Source organism: Streptomyces sp. NPDC002680, from assembly GCF_042889145.1.
Lineage (GTDB): Bacteria > Actinomycetota > Actinomycetes > Streptomycetales > Streptomycetaceae > Streptomyces > Streptomyces adonidis.
On record NZ_JBIAQP010000010.1, the window covers coordinates 178,780 to 194,136 of the forward strand.

The following is a 15,357-nucleotide window of genomic DNA, read 5'->3' on the forward strand; positions in this document are numbered from 1 at the left end:
AGTAAACAAAGCGGACCGCGCTGTCCGACGGACCTAAGGATAGGTGTCGATGGGGACGCGCAGGATTTCGGGCTCTTGCCGCCGGGCGACGCGCTGCCATACTTACGACGCCGTAGGTTACGCAACCGTAGGGAGCCCGAGGATCCGAAGGCTTTCTCGGATCCCGTACCCCGGTCTCTGCCCAATCTGACTGGACCCATCACCCCACAGGGGACGCGCATGACCACCTCAGGTTCCGAAGTGATCGAAGACGCTTCGAACTCGAATCCGACCGTGCCCGACGGCACCCCACTGCCCTCCGCCACCCTCGGTGGCGAACGGAAACGGTCGCTCGAACAGATCACGCTCCTCCTCTTCATCATCGTCCCGTTCCTCGCGGTACTGGCGGCGGTGCCGCTGGCGTGGGGCTGGGGGGTGAGCTGGCTGGACCTCGGCCTGCTCGTCTTCTTCTACTACCTGGGCTGTCACGGCATCACGATCGGTTTCCACCGCTACTTCACGCACGGCGCCTTCAAGGCGAAACGACCGCTCAGGATCGCGCTGGCGATCGCCGGCTCCATGGCCGTAGAAGGTCCGCTGGTGCGCTGGGTGGCCGACCATCGCAAGCACCACAAGTTCTCGGACGCGGAGGGCGACCCGCATTCGCCGTGGCGGTTCGGGGAGACGGTTCCGGCGCTGATGAAGGGCCTGTGGTGGGCGCACATCGGCTGGATGTTCGACGAGGAGCAGACTCCGCAGGACAAGTACGCGCCGGACCTGATCAAGGACAAGGCGATCCGTACGATCTCGCGCCAGTTCCTGCTCTGGGCCGGCCTGTCCCTGACACTCCCGGCGCTGATCGGCGGCCTGGTGACGATGTCCTGGTGGGGCGCGTTCACGGGCTTCTTCTGGGGCTCGCTGGTCCGGGTCTGTCTCCTCCACCACGTCACGTGGTCGATCAACTCGATCTGCCACGCGGTGGGCAAGCGCCCCTTCAAGTCGCGTGACCGCTCGGGGAACGTGTGGTGGCTGGCCGTCCTCTCCTGCGGCGAGTCCTGGCACAACCTGCACCATGCCGATCCGACGTCGGCGCGGCACGGTGTGATGCGTGGGCAGATCGATTCCTCGGCGCGGCTCATCCGCTGGTTCGAGATGCTCGGCTGGGCCTATGACGTGCGCTGGCCGTCACGCTCACGTATCGATTCCCGTCGAAACACGGACGATGACAGCTCCCGGCGCCGGAAGGAGCCCGCGAAGGCGGCATGATTGACGGCGTGGCGACCGACTCCAGCAGCACTCCGAGCAATGAGAAACCGCGGCGCCCCCGCCGCACCCGGATGACGGGTGCCGAGCGCCGGGCCCAGTTGCTGGAGATCGGCCGCACCCTGTTCGCCGCGAAGGGCTTCGAGGCGACGTCGGTGGAGGAGATCGCGGCGAAGGCCGGCGTCTCCAAGCCCGTCGTCTACGAGCACTTCGGCGGCAAGGAGGGCCTGTACGCGGTGGTGGTGGACCGCGAGATGCGACGCCTGCTGGACATGGTGACGAGCTCACTGACGGCGGGCCACCCACGAGAACTGTGCGAGCAAGCGGCCTTCGCGCTCCTCGACTACATCGAGGAGTACACGGACGGCTTCCGCATCCTGGTCCGCGACTCCCCCATCCCCCAGTCGACAGGCTCCTTCGCATCTCTCATCTCGGACATCGCCACCCAGGTGGAGGACATCCTGGGCCGCGAGTTCAAGAGCCGCGGCTTCGACCCGAAACTGGCCCCCCTGTACGCCCAGGCCCTGGTCGGCATGGTCGCCCTGACGGGCCAGTGGTGGCTGGACGTACGCCGCCCGCGCAAGGCGGAGGTGGCGGCACATCTGGTGAACCTGGCATGGAACGGGCTGGACGGGCTGGAGGCGAAGCCGCACTTGATCGGGCGCCGGAAGAGCTGACGGGGGTCAAGCGCGAGTGATCGCGTCCCCGATCACGAGGCCCTTGGCGGGGCCGACGGGGATGACTACGTCCACGCCGTAGGGGACACGCTGCTCCGCCTTGTAGATGGCCTTCTTGTAATCGGGCTCGGTCAACACCAACACAGCGCCGCCGTCGTCGAAGTCGTCGATGATCACGTAGATGGGGATGTCTGCCCGGGCGTACTCGCGGCGCTTGCGTACCCGGTCGCGCTCGATATTCCGACGGCCGGGAGAAACGACTTCGACGACCATGAGAACTCCCGCCGCGTCGACTCCCAGGTCGTCCTCGTCGGGGATGTCGTCCAGGTCCCTGGGAGCGATGAAGAGGTCGGGGATCCAGGACTTGCGACGGTAGATGACGTTGATGTCCTGGTATGGCGCATGGTCACCATGCGCCATGTGAATCTCCAGCGCCCGCCGGAGGCGGTTGATGAGCACGCCGTGACGACGGCGACCGGTCGGCGACACCTCGATGGACCCTTCGATGATCTCGGCGCGGTAGCCCTCCGGAAGGTCCATGGACTTCCAGGTCTCCCAAAGGATCTCGTCGAGCGTCGAGCCCGGCTCGTCCTCCACCACGGGAATCACCTCATGCGCGAGAGCAGTCATCAAGAAGCACCTCCTTCAGTGTGGGCGCGGGCGCCACTGCGGCACAAGCGACACCCGAACGCTACGGAGGCGAAACGCCTGATGCCGCCCCTTCTCACCTGATCATCCGAACGGGTGATCAGGTTCCAGGAACTCCAGCCGGTTGCCTACCGGGTCGTGGGAGTAGAACCGCCGGTGCCCCGGCAGGTCGCTGTCCCAGGTGACCGTCGCCCCACGAGCGGCGAGCCGTTCGGCGTACGTCTCGATGTCGACGACCCGCAGGCCGGGGTGGGCCTTCCTGGCCGGGTGGAAGTCCTTCTCGATGCCCAGATGCAGCTGCACCGGGCCCGCCTGGAACCAGCAGCCTCCCCGTGCGGCCAGGGCCGGTGGCTTCGGGATCTCGGTCATGCCTAGGGTGTCGACGTAATACGCCCGCAGGGCGTCCTCCGTGCCGGGCGGGGCGGCCAGTTGCACATGGTCGACGGCGGCGATCATCGCTCAGCCCGCCTTCCGCGCCACCACGAACAGCCGCTGGAACGGCAGCACCGTCCCGTACTCCTCCGTCGGGTACACCGCCCGGAGCAGGTCGCGGTACTCCGTGACGAACGCGTCCCTCGCCTCCGGGTCGTCGGCCAGCGCCGTCAGTACCGGGCGCAGGCCCGTGCCCTTGACCCAGTCCAGGACCGGGTCCTCGCCCTGTAGGACGTGGAGGTACGTCGTCTCCCAGACGTCCGTCTCGCAGCCCAGGCGGGCCAGGCGGTCGAGGTAGACGAGGGGGGCGTGGACCGAGTCCTCGTGGCGTAGCACCTCGCCCAGGCGGCTCTTCCAGCGGGCGCCTGTGCCCAGTTCGCGCATCAGGGTGTGCAGGGGTGCGTCGAGGTTGTTCGGGACCTGGAAGGCGAAGGTGCCGCCGGGGGCGACCGCGTCCAGCCAGGCCGGGAAGGCGTCGAGGTGGCCGTCGACCCACTGGAGGGCGGCGTTCGAGACGATCAGGTCGTACGTCTCCGAGGGCGCCCATGCCGTGGCGTCCGCGTGGGCGAAGTCGAGGCGCCCGCCGCCCGCCGTCGGGCCTGCGTAGCGCGCCGCCCGTTCCAGCATCGGTGCGGAGTTGTCGTACCCGGTGATGTGCGCGGTGGGCCAGCGGTCGGCGAGGAGCGTGGTGACGTTGCCCGCACCGCAGCCCAGGTCCGCGATGCGGGGCTCGACCGAGGGGAGGGTGGGCACTCGGGCCAGGAGGTCGGTGAAGGGGCGGGCTCGGTGGTCGGCGTGGCGGAGGTACTGGGTGGGGTCCCAGGTGGGGGTGGGGGCGGGCATGGGTGGGCCTCCTGTCGGTCACGGTCTCCGGGTCCAGCCTGACCCCACAAGTATCTCGACGTCAAGAGACTTGATCCCAAGAGACTTCACGTCGACACAACCACTACACTGATCGTCATGGAGGACGAGGTCGATCGGCTGGTCGCTGCGTGGCGCCGGGAGCGCCCGGACCTCGACGTGGAACCGCTCGAAGTGCTCAGCCGGGTCAGCAGGCTGGCCCGGCATCTGGACCGCGCGCGACGGCTCGCCTTTGCCGAGCACGCCCTGGAGCCATGGGAGTTCGACGTCCTGACCGCGCTACGGCGTGCCGGGAACCCGTATCAGCTCTCCCCCGGACAGCTCCTCACCCAGACCCTGGTCACCTCCGGCACGATGACGAACCGTATCGACCGGCTGACCAAGAAGGGGCTGGTGGAGCGGCTCCCCGACCCCAGTGACCGGCGGGGCGTGCTGGTGCGGCTCACGGTGGAGGGGCAGGACAGGGCGGATCAGGCGCTGGCCGGGCTGCTGGACCAGGAGCGCGCGATCCTGGCGGAGCTGTCGCGGGCGCAGCGGGGCGAACTCGCCGGGCTGCTGCGCCAGTTGACGGCACCCTTCGACAACATCCCCGGCTGAGCGCCGAAGGCGTCCCCGGTCAGGCGCTGCTGCTCTCCTCCACGCCGATCCGGGCGGTGGGTCCCAGGTCGACGGGGCCGACGCCGGCCCGTCGGGCGAGGGCGACGGCGGCGAGGGTGGAGTGGACGCCGAGCTTGCCCAGCACGTTCTGCATGTGCGTGCGCACGGTGTGCGGGGAGAGGAACAGGCGTTCGGCGACGGCCTTGCGGCCCAGGCCGGCAACCATGCACCGCAGCACTTCCCGTTCCCGGGGCGTCAACGACTCGACGAGTCGCTCGCTCTCGGTGCGGTGCTTGCGGGCGGCCGTCAGCTCGCGCAGTACGCCCGTCAGCAGCGCCGGCGGGAGGTGCGTCTCGTCGCGCAGCACGCCCCTGATGACGGTCAGCAGCCGGGACAGCGAGCAGTCCTTGGCGACCCAGCCGGAGGCCCCGGCCTGGAGGGCGAGTGCGGCCCGCCGCGGGTCGTCCTTCTCGGCGAGGACGACCGTCCGTACATGCGGATGGCCCGTGCGGACGCCCGCGACCAGCGAGATGCCGTCGACCAGCCCTTCCTCGTTGCCCTCCTGCACGGGCACCGCCGGACGCGCCCCGGGCACGTTGCCGCCCAGGTCGGAGTCGACGAGCAGGACGTCGAACCGGCGGCCCTCGGCCACCGCGCGCTCCAGACTGCGCAGCGCGGCGGGACCGCTGCCGGCGGCGGAGACGTCGACGTCGGGCTCCGCGGCCAGTGCGGCGGCGAGCGACTCGGCGAAGATGCGGTGGTCGTCGACGACCAGGACTCGGATGCGAACCACTGAAACCCCCTTCCCCGAGCTCCTCAAGAGCTGGGGACACCCAATCGTCGGGGGGACAACCCGTGCGGACACGACGCCCGGAGCAGTCCCCGGCTGTTGGTTCTGGCCTGGGACGGGGCTTCCGCAGTCACTGCCGCGCGGCCGCCGCCGTGCGATGACTGCTACCCCCACTCCGGGCGTCGTACCCGACTGTCTCGCCCCCTGATCAGCACCGGCCCCCACCGGTGCTGTTCATCAGGGTACGGCCGGGAGGCAGGAGCGGAAGCTAATTCGCAGAACTGATTGGCCAGCACGTTTATGGTGTGCCGCATGTTTCGTATTGAGACAGAAGTCGACAAGGAATGGCTCTCTCTTCTCCGATCAAGGTTGCGCGACACGAACACGGCGGCATCACCGGTGCTGCGCGCCCTGCGCGGAACCCCGGCCGAGCGTGAACTCCCGCTCCATGTATGGGCGTTGGATGCGAAGGGTGAGCTGGCGGGGGGCCTGGTCGGCCACACCTGGACGACCTGGCTGCATGTGACGTACCTCTGGGTCGACACCCCGCACCGGGGCAGCGGCCTCGGTTCCCGTCTCCTCGCCGAAGCGGAGCACAAGGCGCACGGGGAGCGCGCGTGCACCGACGTACGCCTGGAAACCTGGGACTTCCAGGCGCCGGACTTCTACCGGAAGCAGGGGTACGAGGTGGTGTGCGTGATCCCGGACTATCCCCCGGGGGTGACGGAGTACACGCTGACGAAGCGGTTGCGGCCAGGGGTCTGAAGGTCAGAGTTCGCTGAGCGCTTCCAGGGTGATGTCGACGTCGATGTCGTACGGCGCGGTGAGCTTGAGATGGTCGTGGTGGATGCCGGTGAGGGCGTACGTCTTGTTCACCGGGTCGATCTCATAGGCGCGGACGACCGGGTGCTGGTTCGGGTCGGCCATCTCGACGAGCCAGAAGTACGGGATGCCCGCGGCGGCGTACTTGCGGGGCTTGGCGTCACGGTCGCGGGCCTCGGAGTCGGGGGAGACGACCTCCACGGCGAGCAGGACGTCCTTGGCTTCGAACCGGGTCAGCTCCGGTCCGGTGACAGCCCCTGCTCGGACAACGCTGACGTCTGGCTCGGGGCCGTTGCGACGGTCCAGGACGACAGTCATCCCGCGGCGGACCTTCAGCCCCTTGGGGACCGTACGCCGCAGACCAGTCACCAGAAGGTCGATCATCGTGCTGTGAAAATCCCGCTGAGGACTCACAAAAACCAGGCTCCCGTCGATCAGCTCCGTGTGCGGCGGGAGGTCGGGCAGCGTGAGCAGATCGTCCACGGTGTACCCGTCCTGGGGCGGCACCGGCCAGCGGTAGCCGGGCTCAGCGGTCGGCTCGGCAACGGGCTCGGCGGTCATGATTCCTCCCATGGACGGAATTCTCGGCCTGCACCCTCACGGTAACGGGCGGAATCCGGAGCCGTCATCACAAAGGGTGACGTGGTGATCGGGAACCACCTCTTCGCGCTCGCCTCGGGCGTTTACTTCCGTCTCAGGCAAGACCAAGGTAAGTCTCAGGTAAGAGTTCTAGCGTGCCGCCCCATGAGCATCCTGCGGAAGCTGAACTCCAAGCTCGCCGAGACGACCGGCTACCAGGTGCGCCGGGTCCCCGCGCCCAAGACCGTCGCGGGTGCGAAGGCCGGCACCCTCGACGCCGTGCCGAAGCCGCGCCAGCCGCGTCCGGCCCGGCCGCCGGCCGCGCCCCGGCATCCGGTGGACCCGGAGGTCGACCGGCTCCTTGACCGTCCGGTCTTCGTGCTGGCGCCCGTGCGCTCGGGCTCGACGCTGCTCCGCATGATGCTGGGCGCCCACTCCGAGCTGCACGCCTCGCACGAGCTGCATCTGACCGGCCTGGAGGTGTACTTCAAGTCCGGCAGCCCCACGGAACGCTCCTTCGAGGCGCTCGGTCTCGGCTACGAGGATCTGGAGGGCCTGCTCTGGGACCGGGCCCTGCACCGGGAACTGGTCAAGTCGGGTAAGCCGTTCATCGTGGAGAAGACCCCGGGCAACACCTTCCAGTGGCAGCGCATCGCCGAGACCTGGCCCGACGCCCGCTTCGTCTTCCTGCGCCGCCACCCGGCCTCGGTCGCCCGCTCCTGGCACGAGGCGGTACCCGACCGGACCCGCGAGGAGGCGGCGTCCCGGGTGCTGCAGTACATGGAGGCGATGGAGGAGGCCCACGCGAAACTGGGCGGCCACATCCTCACGTACGAGGACCTCACCGCCGACCCCGCCACCGAACTCCGCGCCCTGTGCGACTTCCTGGACCTGGAGTGGCAGCCCGGCATGCTGGAGTACGGCAGCAGCCTGGAGGGCGCGGTGCTGGGCGGCGGCTTCGGCGACTGGAACGACAAGATCCGCTCGGGCAAGGTCCAGCCGGACCGGCCGGCTCCGGCGCCCGAGGAGATACCCGAGGTGCTGCGGGAGATGTGTCGGACGTGGGGGTACCAGTAGGCGTCAGGAGGACAGGACCTTCTCCTTGGCGTGCTGGAACTCCGTCTCGGTGAGATCGCCCTTGCTCTTGAGTTCGGAGAGCTTGGCCAGTTCGTCCGCGTGGCCGACCGAGCCCGTGCTTCCGGCGGTTTCACGGATGTACGCATCCATCGACTCCTGCCGTGCTCTGGCGGCCTGCTGTCCCCGCTTGCCCATGTCGCGGCCGCGGGCGATCAGGTACACGAAGATCCCGAGGAACGGCAGGATGATCACGAAGAAGGTCCACCCCGTCTTCCCCCACCCGCTCAGCGAGTCGTCGGTGAAGACATCGCCGATGACGCGGAACAGCAGGACGATCCACAGGATCCACAGGAAGATCCACATCATCGTCCAGAACGCGCCCAGAAGCGGGTAGTCGTATGCCAGATACACGCTGTTGCTCATGGTCGTTCTCCTGTCTCCCTACGCGCTCTGCGCGCGGACCCGGCCGGTGTGTACGGCGTCGACGAGGGCCTGGTGGTCGCGTTCGTTCTGGTCGGCGTAGTTCTCGGCGAAGACCGTGAGTGCACGGTCGAAGGCGTCGCCGCCGCCGAGGTAGGCGGCGATGGCGATGCGGTCGCCGGAGCGGGCGTGGGCGCGGGCGAGGGTGGCGCCGCAGATCTCACCGAAGGCACGCATGGTCCTGGGAACCATGAACTGGGGTTCGGCGATGCCCTTCCAGTCCCGCAACTGGCGGACGTAGAAGTCGCGTTGGCGTCCGTCGATGCCGGTGACGCGTTCCCAGCCGAGGAAGATGTCGCTGGTGGCCTGCATGAGGCGCTGCCCGGCGACGACCCGATGACCCTGGTTGTCGTGGACGCTCGCCCCGGCGTACGGGGCCAGCACCGACCGGTCGGCCTCCTTGGCCTGGAGGAGCAGCGGGTCCTCGTCGTCCCTGCCCAGCAGCAGGATGATCCAGCAACGGGTGCCGACGCTGCCGACCCCGACGACCTTGCGGGCCATGTCGACGAACCGGTACTGCCGCAGCAGCTGGCGGCGGTCGGACTGCACGCTGTGGGCGTACCGCTTGATCAGCTCGCGCAGCTGTTCCTCCAGGGCGTCGCGCTCGCCGCCCGTCAGCAGGTCCTGGGCCGGCACGATCAGGGGCGGGTCGGGGGCGATCCTGCGCCGGCCGTCGACCACCTCCGTGAGCTTCTCGAAGGCCTGGAGGCTGTCGCGGCCACGGGCCTTGCTCATGGCCCGCCGGGTGCGCTTGCGGGCCCGCGAGCCCAGCTTCTGGTCCGCCAGCTCCTGCATCGCGTCCATGTCGACCTGGGTGTACCAGACGGCGAGGTTGCCCTGGCCGGCGAAGTCGCGCATCCGCTCGCGGTAGGACCGTACGGCGGCGCGTACGACGGAGGCCCGTTCGGCGTCCGTGTAGCCGTTCTCGCGTCCGGCGATGGCGAGGCTCGCGGCCAGCCTCTTGACGTCCCACTCCCAGGGGCCCGGCAGGGTCTCGTCGAAGTCGTTGATGTCGAAGACGAGGTGCCGCTCAGGTGAGGCGAGCAGCCGGAAGTTCAGCAGATGCGCGTCCCCGCACAGCTGCGCGGTGATGCCCGAGCGGGGGGTGTCGGCCAGGTCACCGGCCATGATGGCGGCGGCGCCCCGGTAGAAGCGGAAGGGGGACTCCAGCATCCGCCCGTAGCGGATGGGCACGAGTTCCGGGACCCGGGCGGCGGACTGTGCCTCGATGGTGTCCACCGGGTCCGGTCGTTTCGCCGCGGGCCGGTACTCCGCGTGGGCGGAGCGTGGCGCGTCCGCCCGGGCGGCCCGTCCTCGCGCTGCCCGTTCTTCGGGAAGGTTTCCGTCGATCTGGTCAGCCATGTCGCCACCTCCAGGGCGGAGCCGCCCGGTGGAGACGTGCCCCAGCCCTCTCCCACCGTTCCACACTCGGCACCCGCGGGCATCTCGGCCGGCAAGGTCACCTGTGGCGAGCCACGGGCCGGAGGAGGAGGCTGGACGCAGGGGCACCGTGACCGAGGGACATTCCATGCTCGGAACCAGCGCGGACCAGCAGATCCGCCTTCTCGTCCCAGAGGTGACCATGCCGTCGTGGGGTGCCCTTCCGATCGTCCGGGCCCTCGGCGTGATCGCCTGCGCCCGTCCTCAGGAAAGGAACCAGCCATGGCCAGTCATGTGACCGGAGCCCACTCGGGTACGGCAGCGCGAAGTTCCGCGCACACGGGGGTCGGCAGCGGCTGGGTGGTCTTCGCCGGCGTCCTGATGATCTTCGGCGGACTGATGGCGCTCTTCTCGGGCATCGCCGCCATCGCCGACGACGACGTGTTCGTCACCACCCGCAACTACGTGTACGAGTTCGACCTCACCGCATGGGGCTGGATCCATCTGATCCTGGGGGTGGTCATCACTCTCGCCGGAGTCGCTCTGTTCCAGGGCGCCACCTGGGCCAGGGTCGTCGGCGTGGCACTGGCCGGCCTGGCCATGCTGGCGAACTTCCTCTGGATCCCGTACGCGCCGTTCTGGGCCATCGTCCTCATCGCGCTCAACGCGGTGGTGATCTGGGCCCTGTGCACCGCACCCAGCCCGTCGGACCACTAGCGGGGTTGAGTCTTCGGGATCCTGTGGGTGAAGAACATCGCGAGGAGGGCGGCGAGGGCGAGGAGGGCCAGTGCGGCACGCAGACCCTCGATCCTGGCGTCGGCGTTCGCGTCGAGTGCCGCCTGGGTCACCTCGCTGCTCGCGCCCTCCTTGGCGAGGGCGGTCTTGAGCTGGGCGTCCGACAGGAAGGGCGCGCCGTCCTGGAGTTCGACGGCGGCCTGGCTCTTGACGCCGGACGGGACATCGGGATTCTGGTCCACGGCGGTCAGGAACGAGGACGTGAGCGTGGCGATCAGGATCGACCCGGCGAGTGCCGTACCCATCGACGCGCCGAGGTTGGTCACCGCGTTCTGCACACCGCCGACCTCCGCGGTCTGCGCCTTCGACACCGCGGACACGGTGACGGAACCGAGCTGGGACGCCAGCGCTCCCATGCCGAGCCCGATCAGCAGGAGGGGAACGGTGACGACCGACGCGCCGGAGTCCGCGTCGAGCGCGGCCATCAGGACCACCGCGCCCGCGAACAGCGCGAGGACCCCGAGCCTCACGACCCGCCGCGGCGAGACGTCCGGGAGGAGGCGGGGGATCAGGACGGCGGCTGCCAGCAGGGTCAGCGAGAGCGGCAGGATGCGGGCACCGGTCGAGAGCGCGGACAGGCCCAGGGCCACCGACAGATAGAGCGGTACGACGAAGAAGACGCCCATCTGCACGAGGTACTGGAAGAAGAACATCGTCAGCCCGCCGGTGAGCTGCTTGTTGTGCAGCATGGCCGGGTCGACGAGCGGCTCGCCGTGCCGTTCCTCCAGGCGGGCCTCCCAGCGGAGGAAGAGCCAGACCAGCAGCAGACCGGCGAACATCAGCCACACGGTCGGTGAGATCCCGAACCACGAGGGTCCGTCGGGCTTCGGCCGGAACCAGCCCCATTCGCTGGAGCGGAGTACGCCGTAGACGAAGGCTCCCAGCCCCAGGGCGGACAGCAGCGCGCCGACGAGATCGATGTGCGGGCGTTCGCCGACCGGCACGTCCGCGATACGGCGGCCCAGGACCAGGATGCCGAGCACCACGACGACCTCGCCGGCGAAGACCCAGCGCCAGGAGAAGTACGTCGTCGCGACACCGCCGATGAGCGGCCCGAGCGCGATGGCCACGGCGCCCGCCGCCGCGACGAGTCCGTAGGCGGCGGGACGGCGGTCGACGGCGAAGTTGCTTGCCACGAGCGCCACGATCGCGGGCATGATGAGTGCCGCCCCGATCCCCTCCAGGAACGACCAGCCGATCAGCAGTACGGGCAGGTTCGGTGCGAGGGACGTGGTGAGGGAGCCGCAGCCGTAGATGACGCAGCCGATCAGGAACGCGCGTTTGCGTCCGATCAGCGCCCCCACCTTGCCACCGGGGATCATGAACATCGCCATCACGAGGGTGTAGGCCGTGATGGCGCCCTGGACACCCGTCACCGTCGTGCCCACGTCCTCGGCCACCGTCGCGATCGAGACGTTCATGACAGAGCTGTCGAGCGCCATCAGGAACTGACCGGCGGCGAGTGTCAGTAGGACGAGTCGCGCTGTTGCCGCACTCTCGGCTGTGCCTGTTCCGGGTGCCATGGGCGCATCGTCCCAGCCGACCCGAAGGGCGACCCGTGACCCGCCACGGACGTCAACCGGTTGGCGGACCGCTTCCTCGGAGGGCGGCTACGGCGTCACCGGACCCGCCGCGCCCCCGCCGAAGGCACCGCCGCGAAAACCCGGGGTGCCGTGTACCCGGCCGCGCCGAACGCCTCCTCGACCGCCTTGCCGATGCGGTCCGCGTCCTCCGCCTCCGCCAGGACGATGGCCGAGCCGCCGAAGCCGCCGCCCGTCATCCGGGCGCCCAGGGCGCCGGACTCCACCGCGGACTCGACCACCAGGTCCAGTTCCGGGCAGGAGACCTGGAAGTCGTCGCGGAGGGAGGCGTGGCCCTCGGTGAGGATCGGGCCGATGGCACGGGTGTCGCCGCCCGACTTCAGCAGGGCCACCACCCGCTCGACCCTGTGGTCCTCCGTCACCACGTGACGCACCAGGCGCCGTACCTCTTCCTCGTCGCCCAGGCGGGCCAGCGCCGAGTCCAGGTCCTCGTACGGCACGTCCCGCAGGGCGTCCACGCCGAGCAGGGCCGCGCCGCGTTCGCAGCCCGCCCTCCGCTTGCCGTACTCGCCCTCGCTGTGGGAGTGCTTGACCTGGGTGTCCACCACGAGCAGGGTCATGCCCTCGGCCGCGAGGTCGAAGGGGATCTGGTCCTGGGAGAGGTCCCGGGTGTCGAGGAAGAGTGCGTGGCCCGCGGTGCAGCACGCCGACGCCGTCTGGTCCATGATGCCGGTCGGAGCACCCACGTACACGTTCTCCGCGCGCTGGCACAGGCGGGCCAACTGCCAGCGCTGCAGGCCCAGTTCGTACAGGTCGTTCAGGGCCAGGGCGACCACGACCTCCAGCGCCGCCGACGACGACAGGCCCGCGCCCGTGGGGACCGTCGAGGTGAGGTGGATGTCCGCGCCGGCGGACACTGCCGAGTGGCCCGCGTCCTTCAGGGCCCAGACCACGCCCGACGGGTACGCCGTCCAGTTCCTGTCCGACTCCGGCGTCAGGTCCCCCACCCTCAGCTCGACGACCCCTCCCTCCACGTCCGACGAGTGCAGGCGCAGGACGCCGTCCGTGCGGCGGGAGACCGCTGCCAGCGCCGTGTGCGGGAGGGCGAAGGGCATGACGAAGCCGTCGTTGTAGTCGGTGTGCTCGCCGATCAGGTTGACCCGGCCCGGCGCCGCCCACACTCCCTCCGGCGCAGACCCGTACAGACCCTCGAACGCCTCGGCGACATCCACAGTCGTCATGCCCGTCATGCCCTCTACCTCTGACCCTTCTTCGTACGCTCTGCGTTCTAGGTGCTACTTGGCGTTGCGCTGCGCGAATTCCCAGGCGTCCGCGACGATTCCCGCGAGGTCCGACCGGGTCGGGTTCCAGCCGAGGCGGGTCCTGGCCCGCTCGGCGGAGGCGACCAGGACCGCCGGGTCGCCGCCCCTGCGCGGGGCCACGACCTCCGGGATCGGGTGGCCGGTGACCCGGCGCACCGTCTCGACGACCTCGCGGACCGAGAAGCCCTCGCCGTTGCCGAGGTTGCAGATCAGGTGTTCGCCCGGCTGAGCCGCCGTAAGGGCCAGCAGGTGGGCGTCCGCCAGGTCCGCGACGTGGATGTAGTCCCGTACGCAGGTGCCGTCCGGGGTCGGGTAGTCCTCGCCGAAGACCGAGATCGCGTCCCGCTTGCCCTGGGCGACCTGGAGCACCAGGGGGATCAGGTGGGACTCGGGGTCGTGGCGCTCGCCCTGGGTGGCGTAGGCGCCGGCCACGTTGAAGTAGCGGAGGGAGACCGCCGCGAGGCCGTGGGCCGTCGCCTCGCTCGTGATCATGTGGTCGACGGCCAGCTTCGAGGCCCCGTAGGGGTTCGTCGGAGAGGTGCGGGCCGTCTCGACGATCGGGGTCTCCTCCGGCTCGCCGTACGTCGCCGCCGTGGACGAGAAGACCAGCTTGCGGACGCCCGCCTCGCGCATCGCCGTGAGCAGCGCCATGGAGCCGCCGACGTTGTTGTCCCAGTACTTCTCGGGCTTCACGACGGACTCGCCGACCTGCGAGGAGGCCGCGAAGTGGAGGACACCGTCGAACGAGGAGTCGAGCCACTTGGCCGCGTCCTTGATGTCGCCCTCCACGAACGTGGCACCTGCCGGGACGCCCTCCCGGAAGCCCGTCGAGAGGTTGTCGAGGACGACGACCTCGTGGCCGGCCTCCAGCAGATGCTGGGCGACCACCCCGCCGACATAGCCCGCACCGCCGGTGACCAGGTACTTACCGCTCATCAACTCGCTACCTCTCGCAGTCGCTGGGCCGCGGACTCCGGCTGGATGTCGTTGATGAACACGCTCATCCCCGACTCGGAGCCCGCGAGGAACTTCAGCTTGCCGGAAGTACGGCGAATGGTGAAAAGCTCGAGGTGGAGCGCGAAGTCGTCCCGGTTGACGCCCTCGAACTCCTCCAGCATGCCGAACGGCGCCTGGTGCCAGGCCGCGATGTACGGCGTCGGCGGTTCCCCTTCACCGAAGATCCGGTCGAAGCGCCTCAAGAGTTCCAGATACACCTGGGGGAACTCTGTGCGGGCCTCCTCGTCGAGCCCCAGCAGGTCCGGCACCCGGCGACGCGGGTACAGGTGCACCTCGTACGGCCAGTGGGCGGCGTACGGCACGAAGGCCACCCAGTGGTCGGTGGCGAGCACGATCCGCTCGCCCGCCGCGAGTTCCTTCTCCAGGATGTCGTCGAAGAGGTTCTCGCCGCCCGTCGCCTCCTTGTGCGCGGCCACCGAGCGGAGCATCAGGGCCGTGCGGGGGGTGGTGAAGGGGTACGCGTAGATCTGGCCGTGCGGATGGCCGAGAGTGACGCCGATTTCGGCGCCGCGGTTCTCGAAGCAGAACACCTGCTCGACGGAGGGGAGATGGGACAGCTCCGACGTCCGGTCGGTCCACGCCTCCAGGACGAGGCGCGTCTGCTCCTCGGTGAGGTCGGCGAAGGACGAGTTGTGGTCGGAGGTGAAGCAGACCACCTCGCAGCGCCCGGAGTCGCCGGCCAGGGAGGGGAACCGGTTCTCGAACACGACCACGTCGTACGAGGAGTCCGGGATCTCACTCAGGCGGTCGCCCTCGGTCGGGCACAGGGGGCACTCGTCGGCCGGGGGGTGGTAGATGCGGCCCTGGCGGTGCGAGGCGATCGCCACCTCGTCGCCGAGCAGCGGGTCCCGGCGTACCTGCGACGTGGTCACCGTGCGCTCCAGGGGGCGCCGGTCCACCGCGTCGCGCACCGTGTCGTCGCGCAGGTCGTAGTAGATGAGCTCACGACCGTCGGCGAGCCTCGTCGAGGTCTTCTTCACGCCGGACTCTCCATCCGTACCAAACCAGCCAGTACAAGCCATTACGAGCCAAGACAAGCTTCAAACAGAACCGAACACATCAAATCATAAGTCCACAAGCATGGGTATCCCTGAGCG

Annotated in this window: 17 protein-coding genes; 6 read left to right on the forward strand and 11 right to left on the reverse strand. The window is 69.2% G+C overall.

Translation table 11 applies throughout. The features are described 5' to 3' along the window. Positions 1–219 precede the first annotated feature (219 nt). Entirely contained in the window at positions 220–1,245 is a 1,026-nt protein-coding gene (locus ACFYXF_RS26445) for an acyl-CoA desaturase (protein WP_389352920.1), read from the forward strand. Beyond that, entirely contained in the window at positions 1,242–1,919 is a 678-nt protein-coding gene (locus ACFYXF_RS26450) for a TetR family transcriptional regulator (RefSeq protein ID WP_389352922.1), read from the forward strand. Before ACFYXF_RS26445 ends, ACFYXF_RS26450 begins: the two co-directional genes overlap by 4 nt. A 6-nt stretch (positions 1,920–1,925) precedes the next feature. Here ACFYXF_RS26450 and ACFYXF_RS26455 read toward each other — a convergent pair whose 3' ends face one another. The 3 genes from ACFYXF_RS26455 to ACFYXF_RS26465 all read right to left on the reverse strand — a co-directional run bounded on the left by ACFYXF_RS26455 (position 1,926) and on the right by ACFYXF_RS26465 (position 3,842). Beyond that, the gene (locus ACFYXF_RS26455) at positions 1,926–2,549 is read right to left on the reverse strand and encodes a Uma2 family endonuclease (RefSeq protein ID WP_389352924.1); all 624 of its coding nucleotides are present in this window, start codon (positions 2,547–2,549) and stop codon (positions 1,926–1,928) included. Positions 2,550–2,651: 102 nt separating this feature from the next. Then, positions 2,652–3,023, reverse strand: a complete 372-nt coding sequence (locus tag ACFYXF_RS26460) for a VOC family protein (RefSeq protein WP_389352926.1) — start codon at positions 3,021–3,023, stop codon at positions 2,652–2,654. A gap of 3 nt (positions 3,024–3,026) precedes the next feature. Beyond that, positions 3,027–3,842: a trans-aconitate 2-methyltransferase gene (locus ACFYXF_RS26465; protein ID WP_389352928.1), complete on the reverse strand. Its 816-nt coding sequence runs from the start codon at positions 3,840–3,842 to the stop codon at positions 3,027–3,029. Between the two features lie 117 nt (positions 3,843–3,959). Here ACFYXF_RS26465 and ACFYXF_RS26470 point away from each other — a divergent pair, with 117 nt between their 5' ends. Next, a complete protein-coding gene (locus tag ACFYXF_RS26470; RefSeq protein ID WP_105974558.1) occupies positions 3,960–4,457 on the forward strand; it encodes a MarR family winged helix-turn-helix transcriptional regulator in 498 nt (165 codons plus the stop codon). A 19-nt stretch (positions 4,458–4,476) separates the two neighbouring features. On the opposite strand, the gene ACFYXF_RS26475 is transcribed toward ACFYXF_RS26470, so the two are convergent. Then, positions 4,477–5,250, reverse strand: a complete 774-nt coding sequence (locus ACFYXF_RS26475; RefSeq protein ID WP_369035454.1) for a LuxR C-terminal-related transcriptional regulator — start codon at positions 5,248–5,250, stop codon at positions 4,477–4,479. 309 nt (positions 5,251–5,559) lie between these two features. Between ACFYXF_RS26475 and ACFYXF_RS26480 the strand changes: the two genes are divergently transcribed. Beyond that, positions 5,560–6,012, forward strand: coding sequence for a GNAT family N-acetyltransferase (locus ACFYXF_RS26480; RefSeq protein WP_389352931.1), 453 nt, complete (start codon positions 5,560–5,562; stop codon positions 6,010–6,012). A 3-nt stretch (positions 6,013–6,015) separates the two neighbouring features. On the opposite strand, the gene ACFYXF_RS26485 is transcribed toward ACFYXF_RS26480, so the two are convergent. Next, the gene (locus ACFYXF_RS26485; protein ID WP_389352932.1) at positions 6,016–6,630 is read right to left on the reverse strand and encodes a Uma2 family endonuclease; all 615 of its coding nucleotides are present in this window, start codon (positions 6,628–6,630) and stop codon (positions 6,016–6,018) included. A gap of 183 nt (positions 6,631–6,813) precedes the next feature. Here ACFYXF_RS26485 and ACFYXF_RS26490 point away from each other — a divergent pair, with 183 nt between their 5' ends. Then, positions 6,814–7,725, forward strand: a complete 912-nt coding sequence (locus tag ACFYXF_RS26490; protein ID WP_389352934.1) for a sulfotransferase family protein — start codon at positions 6,814–6,816, stop codon at positions 7,723–7,725. Between the two features lie 3 nt (positions 7,726–7,728). Here ACFYXF_RS26490 and ACFYXF_RS26495 read toward each other — a convergent pair whose 3' ends face one another. Beyond that, positions 7,729–8,148, reverse strand: coding sequence for a PLDc N-terminal domain-containing protein (locus ACFYXF_RS26495; protein WP_389352935.1), 420 nt, complete (start codon positions 8,146–8,148; stop codon positions 7,729–7,731). A gap of 18 nt (positions 8,149–8,166) precedes the next feature. Continuing rightward, complete coding sequence (locus ACFYXF_RS26500; protein ID WP_389352937.1) at positions 8,167–9,567, reverse strand: DUF2252 domain-containing protein; 1,401 nt, start codon at positions 9,565–9,567, stop codon at positions 8,167–8,169. Positions 9,568–9,867: 300 nt separating this feature from the next. Here ACFYXF_RS26500 and ACFYXF_RS26505 point away from each other — a divergent pair, with 300 nt between their 5' ends. After that, positions 9,868–10,302, forward strand: a complete 435-nt coding sequence (locus ACFYXF_RS26505) for a hypothetical protein (protein WP_389352939.1) — start codon at positions 9,868–9,870, stop codon at positions 10,300–10,302. Here ACFYXF_RS26505 and ACFYXF_RS26510 read toward each other — a convergent pair. The 4 genes from ACFYXF_RS26510 to galT form a co-directional block, all read right to left on the reverse strand. Next, complete coding sequence (locus tag ACFYXF_RS26510; protein ID WP_389352940.1) at positions 10,299–11,903, reverse strand: MFS transporter; 1,605 nt, start codon at positions 11,901–11,903, stop codon at positions 10,299–10,301. The two genes, ACFYXF_RS26505 and ACFYXF_RS26510, sit on opposite strands and share 4 nt — an antisense overlap. A 95-nt stretch (positions 11,904–11,998) precedes the next feature. Next, a complete protein-coding gene (gene galK / locus ACFYXF_RS26515) occupies positions 11,999–13,162 on the reverse strand; it encodes a galactokinase (protein ID WP_389353328.1) in 1,164 nt (387 codons plus the stop codon). Positions 13,163–13,216: 54 nt separating this feature from the next. Next, positions 13,217–14,179: a UDP-glucose 4-epimerase GalE gene (gene galE, locus ACFYXF_RS26520; RefSeq protein WP_389352942.1), complete on the reverse strand. Its 963-nt coding sequence runs from the start codon at positions 14,177–14,179 to the stop codon at positions 13,217–13,219. After that, positions 14,179–15,240, reverse strand: a complete 1,062-nt coding sequence (gene galT, locus ACFYXF_RS26525; RefSeq protein ID WP_389352944.1) for a galactose-1-phosphate uridylyltransferase — start codon at positions 15,238–15,240, stop codon at positions 14,179–14,181. Before galT ends, galE begins: the two co-directional genes overlap by 1 nt. Positions 15,241–15,357 lie beyond the last annotated feature (117 nt).

Bases quoted from the DNA above. Each gene is read 5' to 3' on its own strand.
- ACFYXF_RS26480 (WP_389352931.1), top strand. From the start codon at position 5,560: ATGTTTCGTATTGAGACAGAAGTCGACAAGGAATGGCTCTCTCTTCTC.
- ACFYXF_RS26500 (WP_389352937.1), bottom strand. From the start codon at position 9,567: ATGGCTGACCAGATCGACGGAAACCTTCCCGAAGAACGGGCAGCGCGA.
- ACFYXF_RS26510 (WP_389352940.1), bottom strand. From the start codon at position 11,903: ATGGCACCCGGAACAGGCACAGCCGAGAGTGCGGCAACAGCGCGACTC.
- ACFYXF_RS26505 (WP_389352939.1), top strand. From the start codon at position 9,868: ATGGCCAGTCATGTGACCGGAGCCCACTCGGGTACGGCAGCGCGAAGT.
- ACFYXF_RS26495 (WP_389352935.1), bottom strand. From the start codon at position 8,148: ATGAGCAACAGCGTGTATCTGGCATACGACTACCCGCTTCTGGGCGCG.
- ACFYXF_RS26490 (WP_389352934.1), top strand. From the start codon at position 6,814: ATGAGCATCCTGCGGAAGCTGAACTCCAAGCTCGCCGAGACGACCGGC.
- ACFYXF_RS26460 (WP_389352926.1), bottom strand. From the start codon at position 3,023: ATGATCGCCGCCGTCGACCATGTGCAACTGGCCGCCCCGCCCGGCACG.
- galK (WP_389353328.1), bottom strand. From the start codon at position 13,162: ATGACGACTGTGGATGTCGCCGAGGCGTTCGAGGGTCTGTACGGGTCT.
- galE (WP_389352942.1), bottom strand. From the start codon at position 14,179: ATGAGCGGTAAGTACCTGGTCACCGGCGGTGCGGGCTATGTCGGCGGG.
- ACFYXF_RS26450 (WP_389352922.1), top strand. From the start codon at position 1,242: ATGATTGACGGCGTGGCGACCGACTCCAGCAGCACTCCGAGCAATGAG.
- ACFYXF_RS26465 (WP_389352928.1), bottom strand. From the start codon at position 3,842: ATGCCCGCCCCCACCCCCACCTGGGACCCCACCCAGTACCTCCGCCAC.
- ACFYXF_RS26455 (WP_389352924.1), bottom strand. From the start codon at position 2,549: ATGACTGCTCTCGCGCATGAGGTGATTCCCGTGGTGGAGGACGAGCCG.
- ACFYXF_RS26470 (WP_105974558.1), top strand. From the start codon at position 3,960: ATGGAGGACGAGGTCGATCGGCTGGTCGCTGCGTGGCGCCGGGAGCGC.
- ACFYXF_RS26445 (WP_389352920.1), top strand. From the start codon at position 220: ATGACCACCTCAGGTTCCGAAGTGATCGAAGACGCTTCGAACTCGAAT.
- ACFYXF_RS26485 (WP_389352932.1), bottom strand. From the start codon at position 6,630: ATGACCGCCGAGCCCGTTGCCGAGCCGACCGCTGAGCCCGGCTACCGC.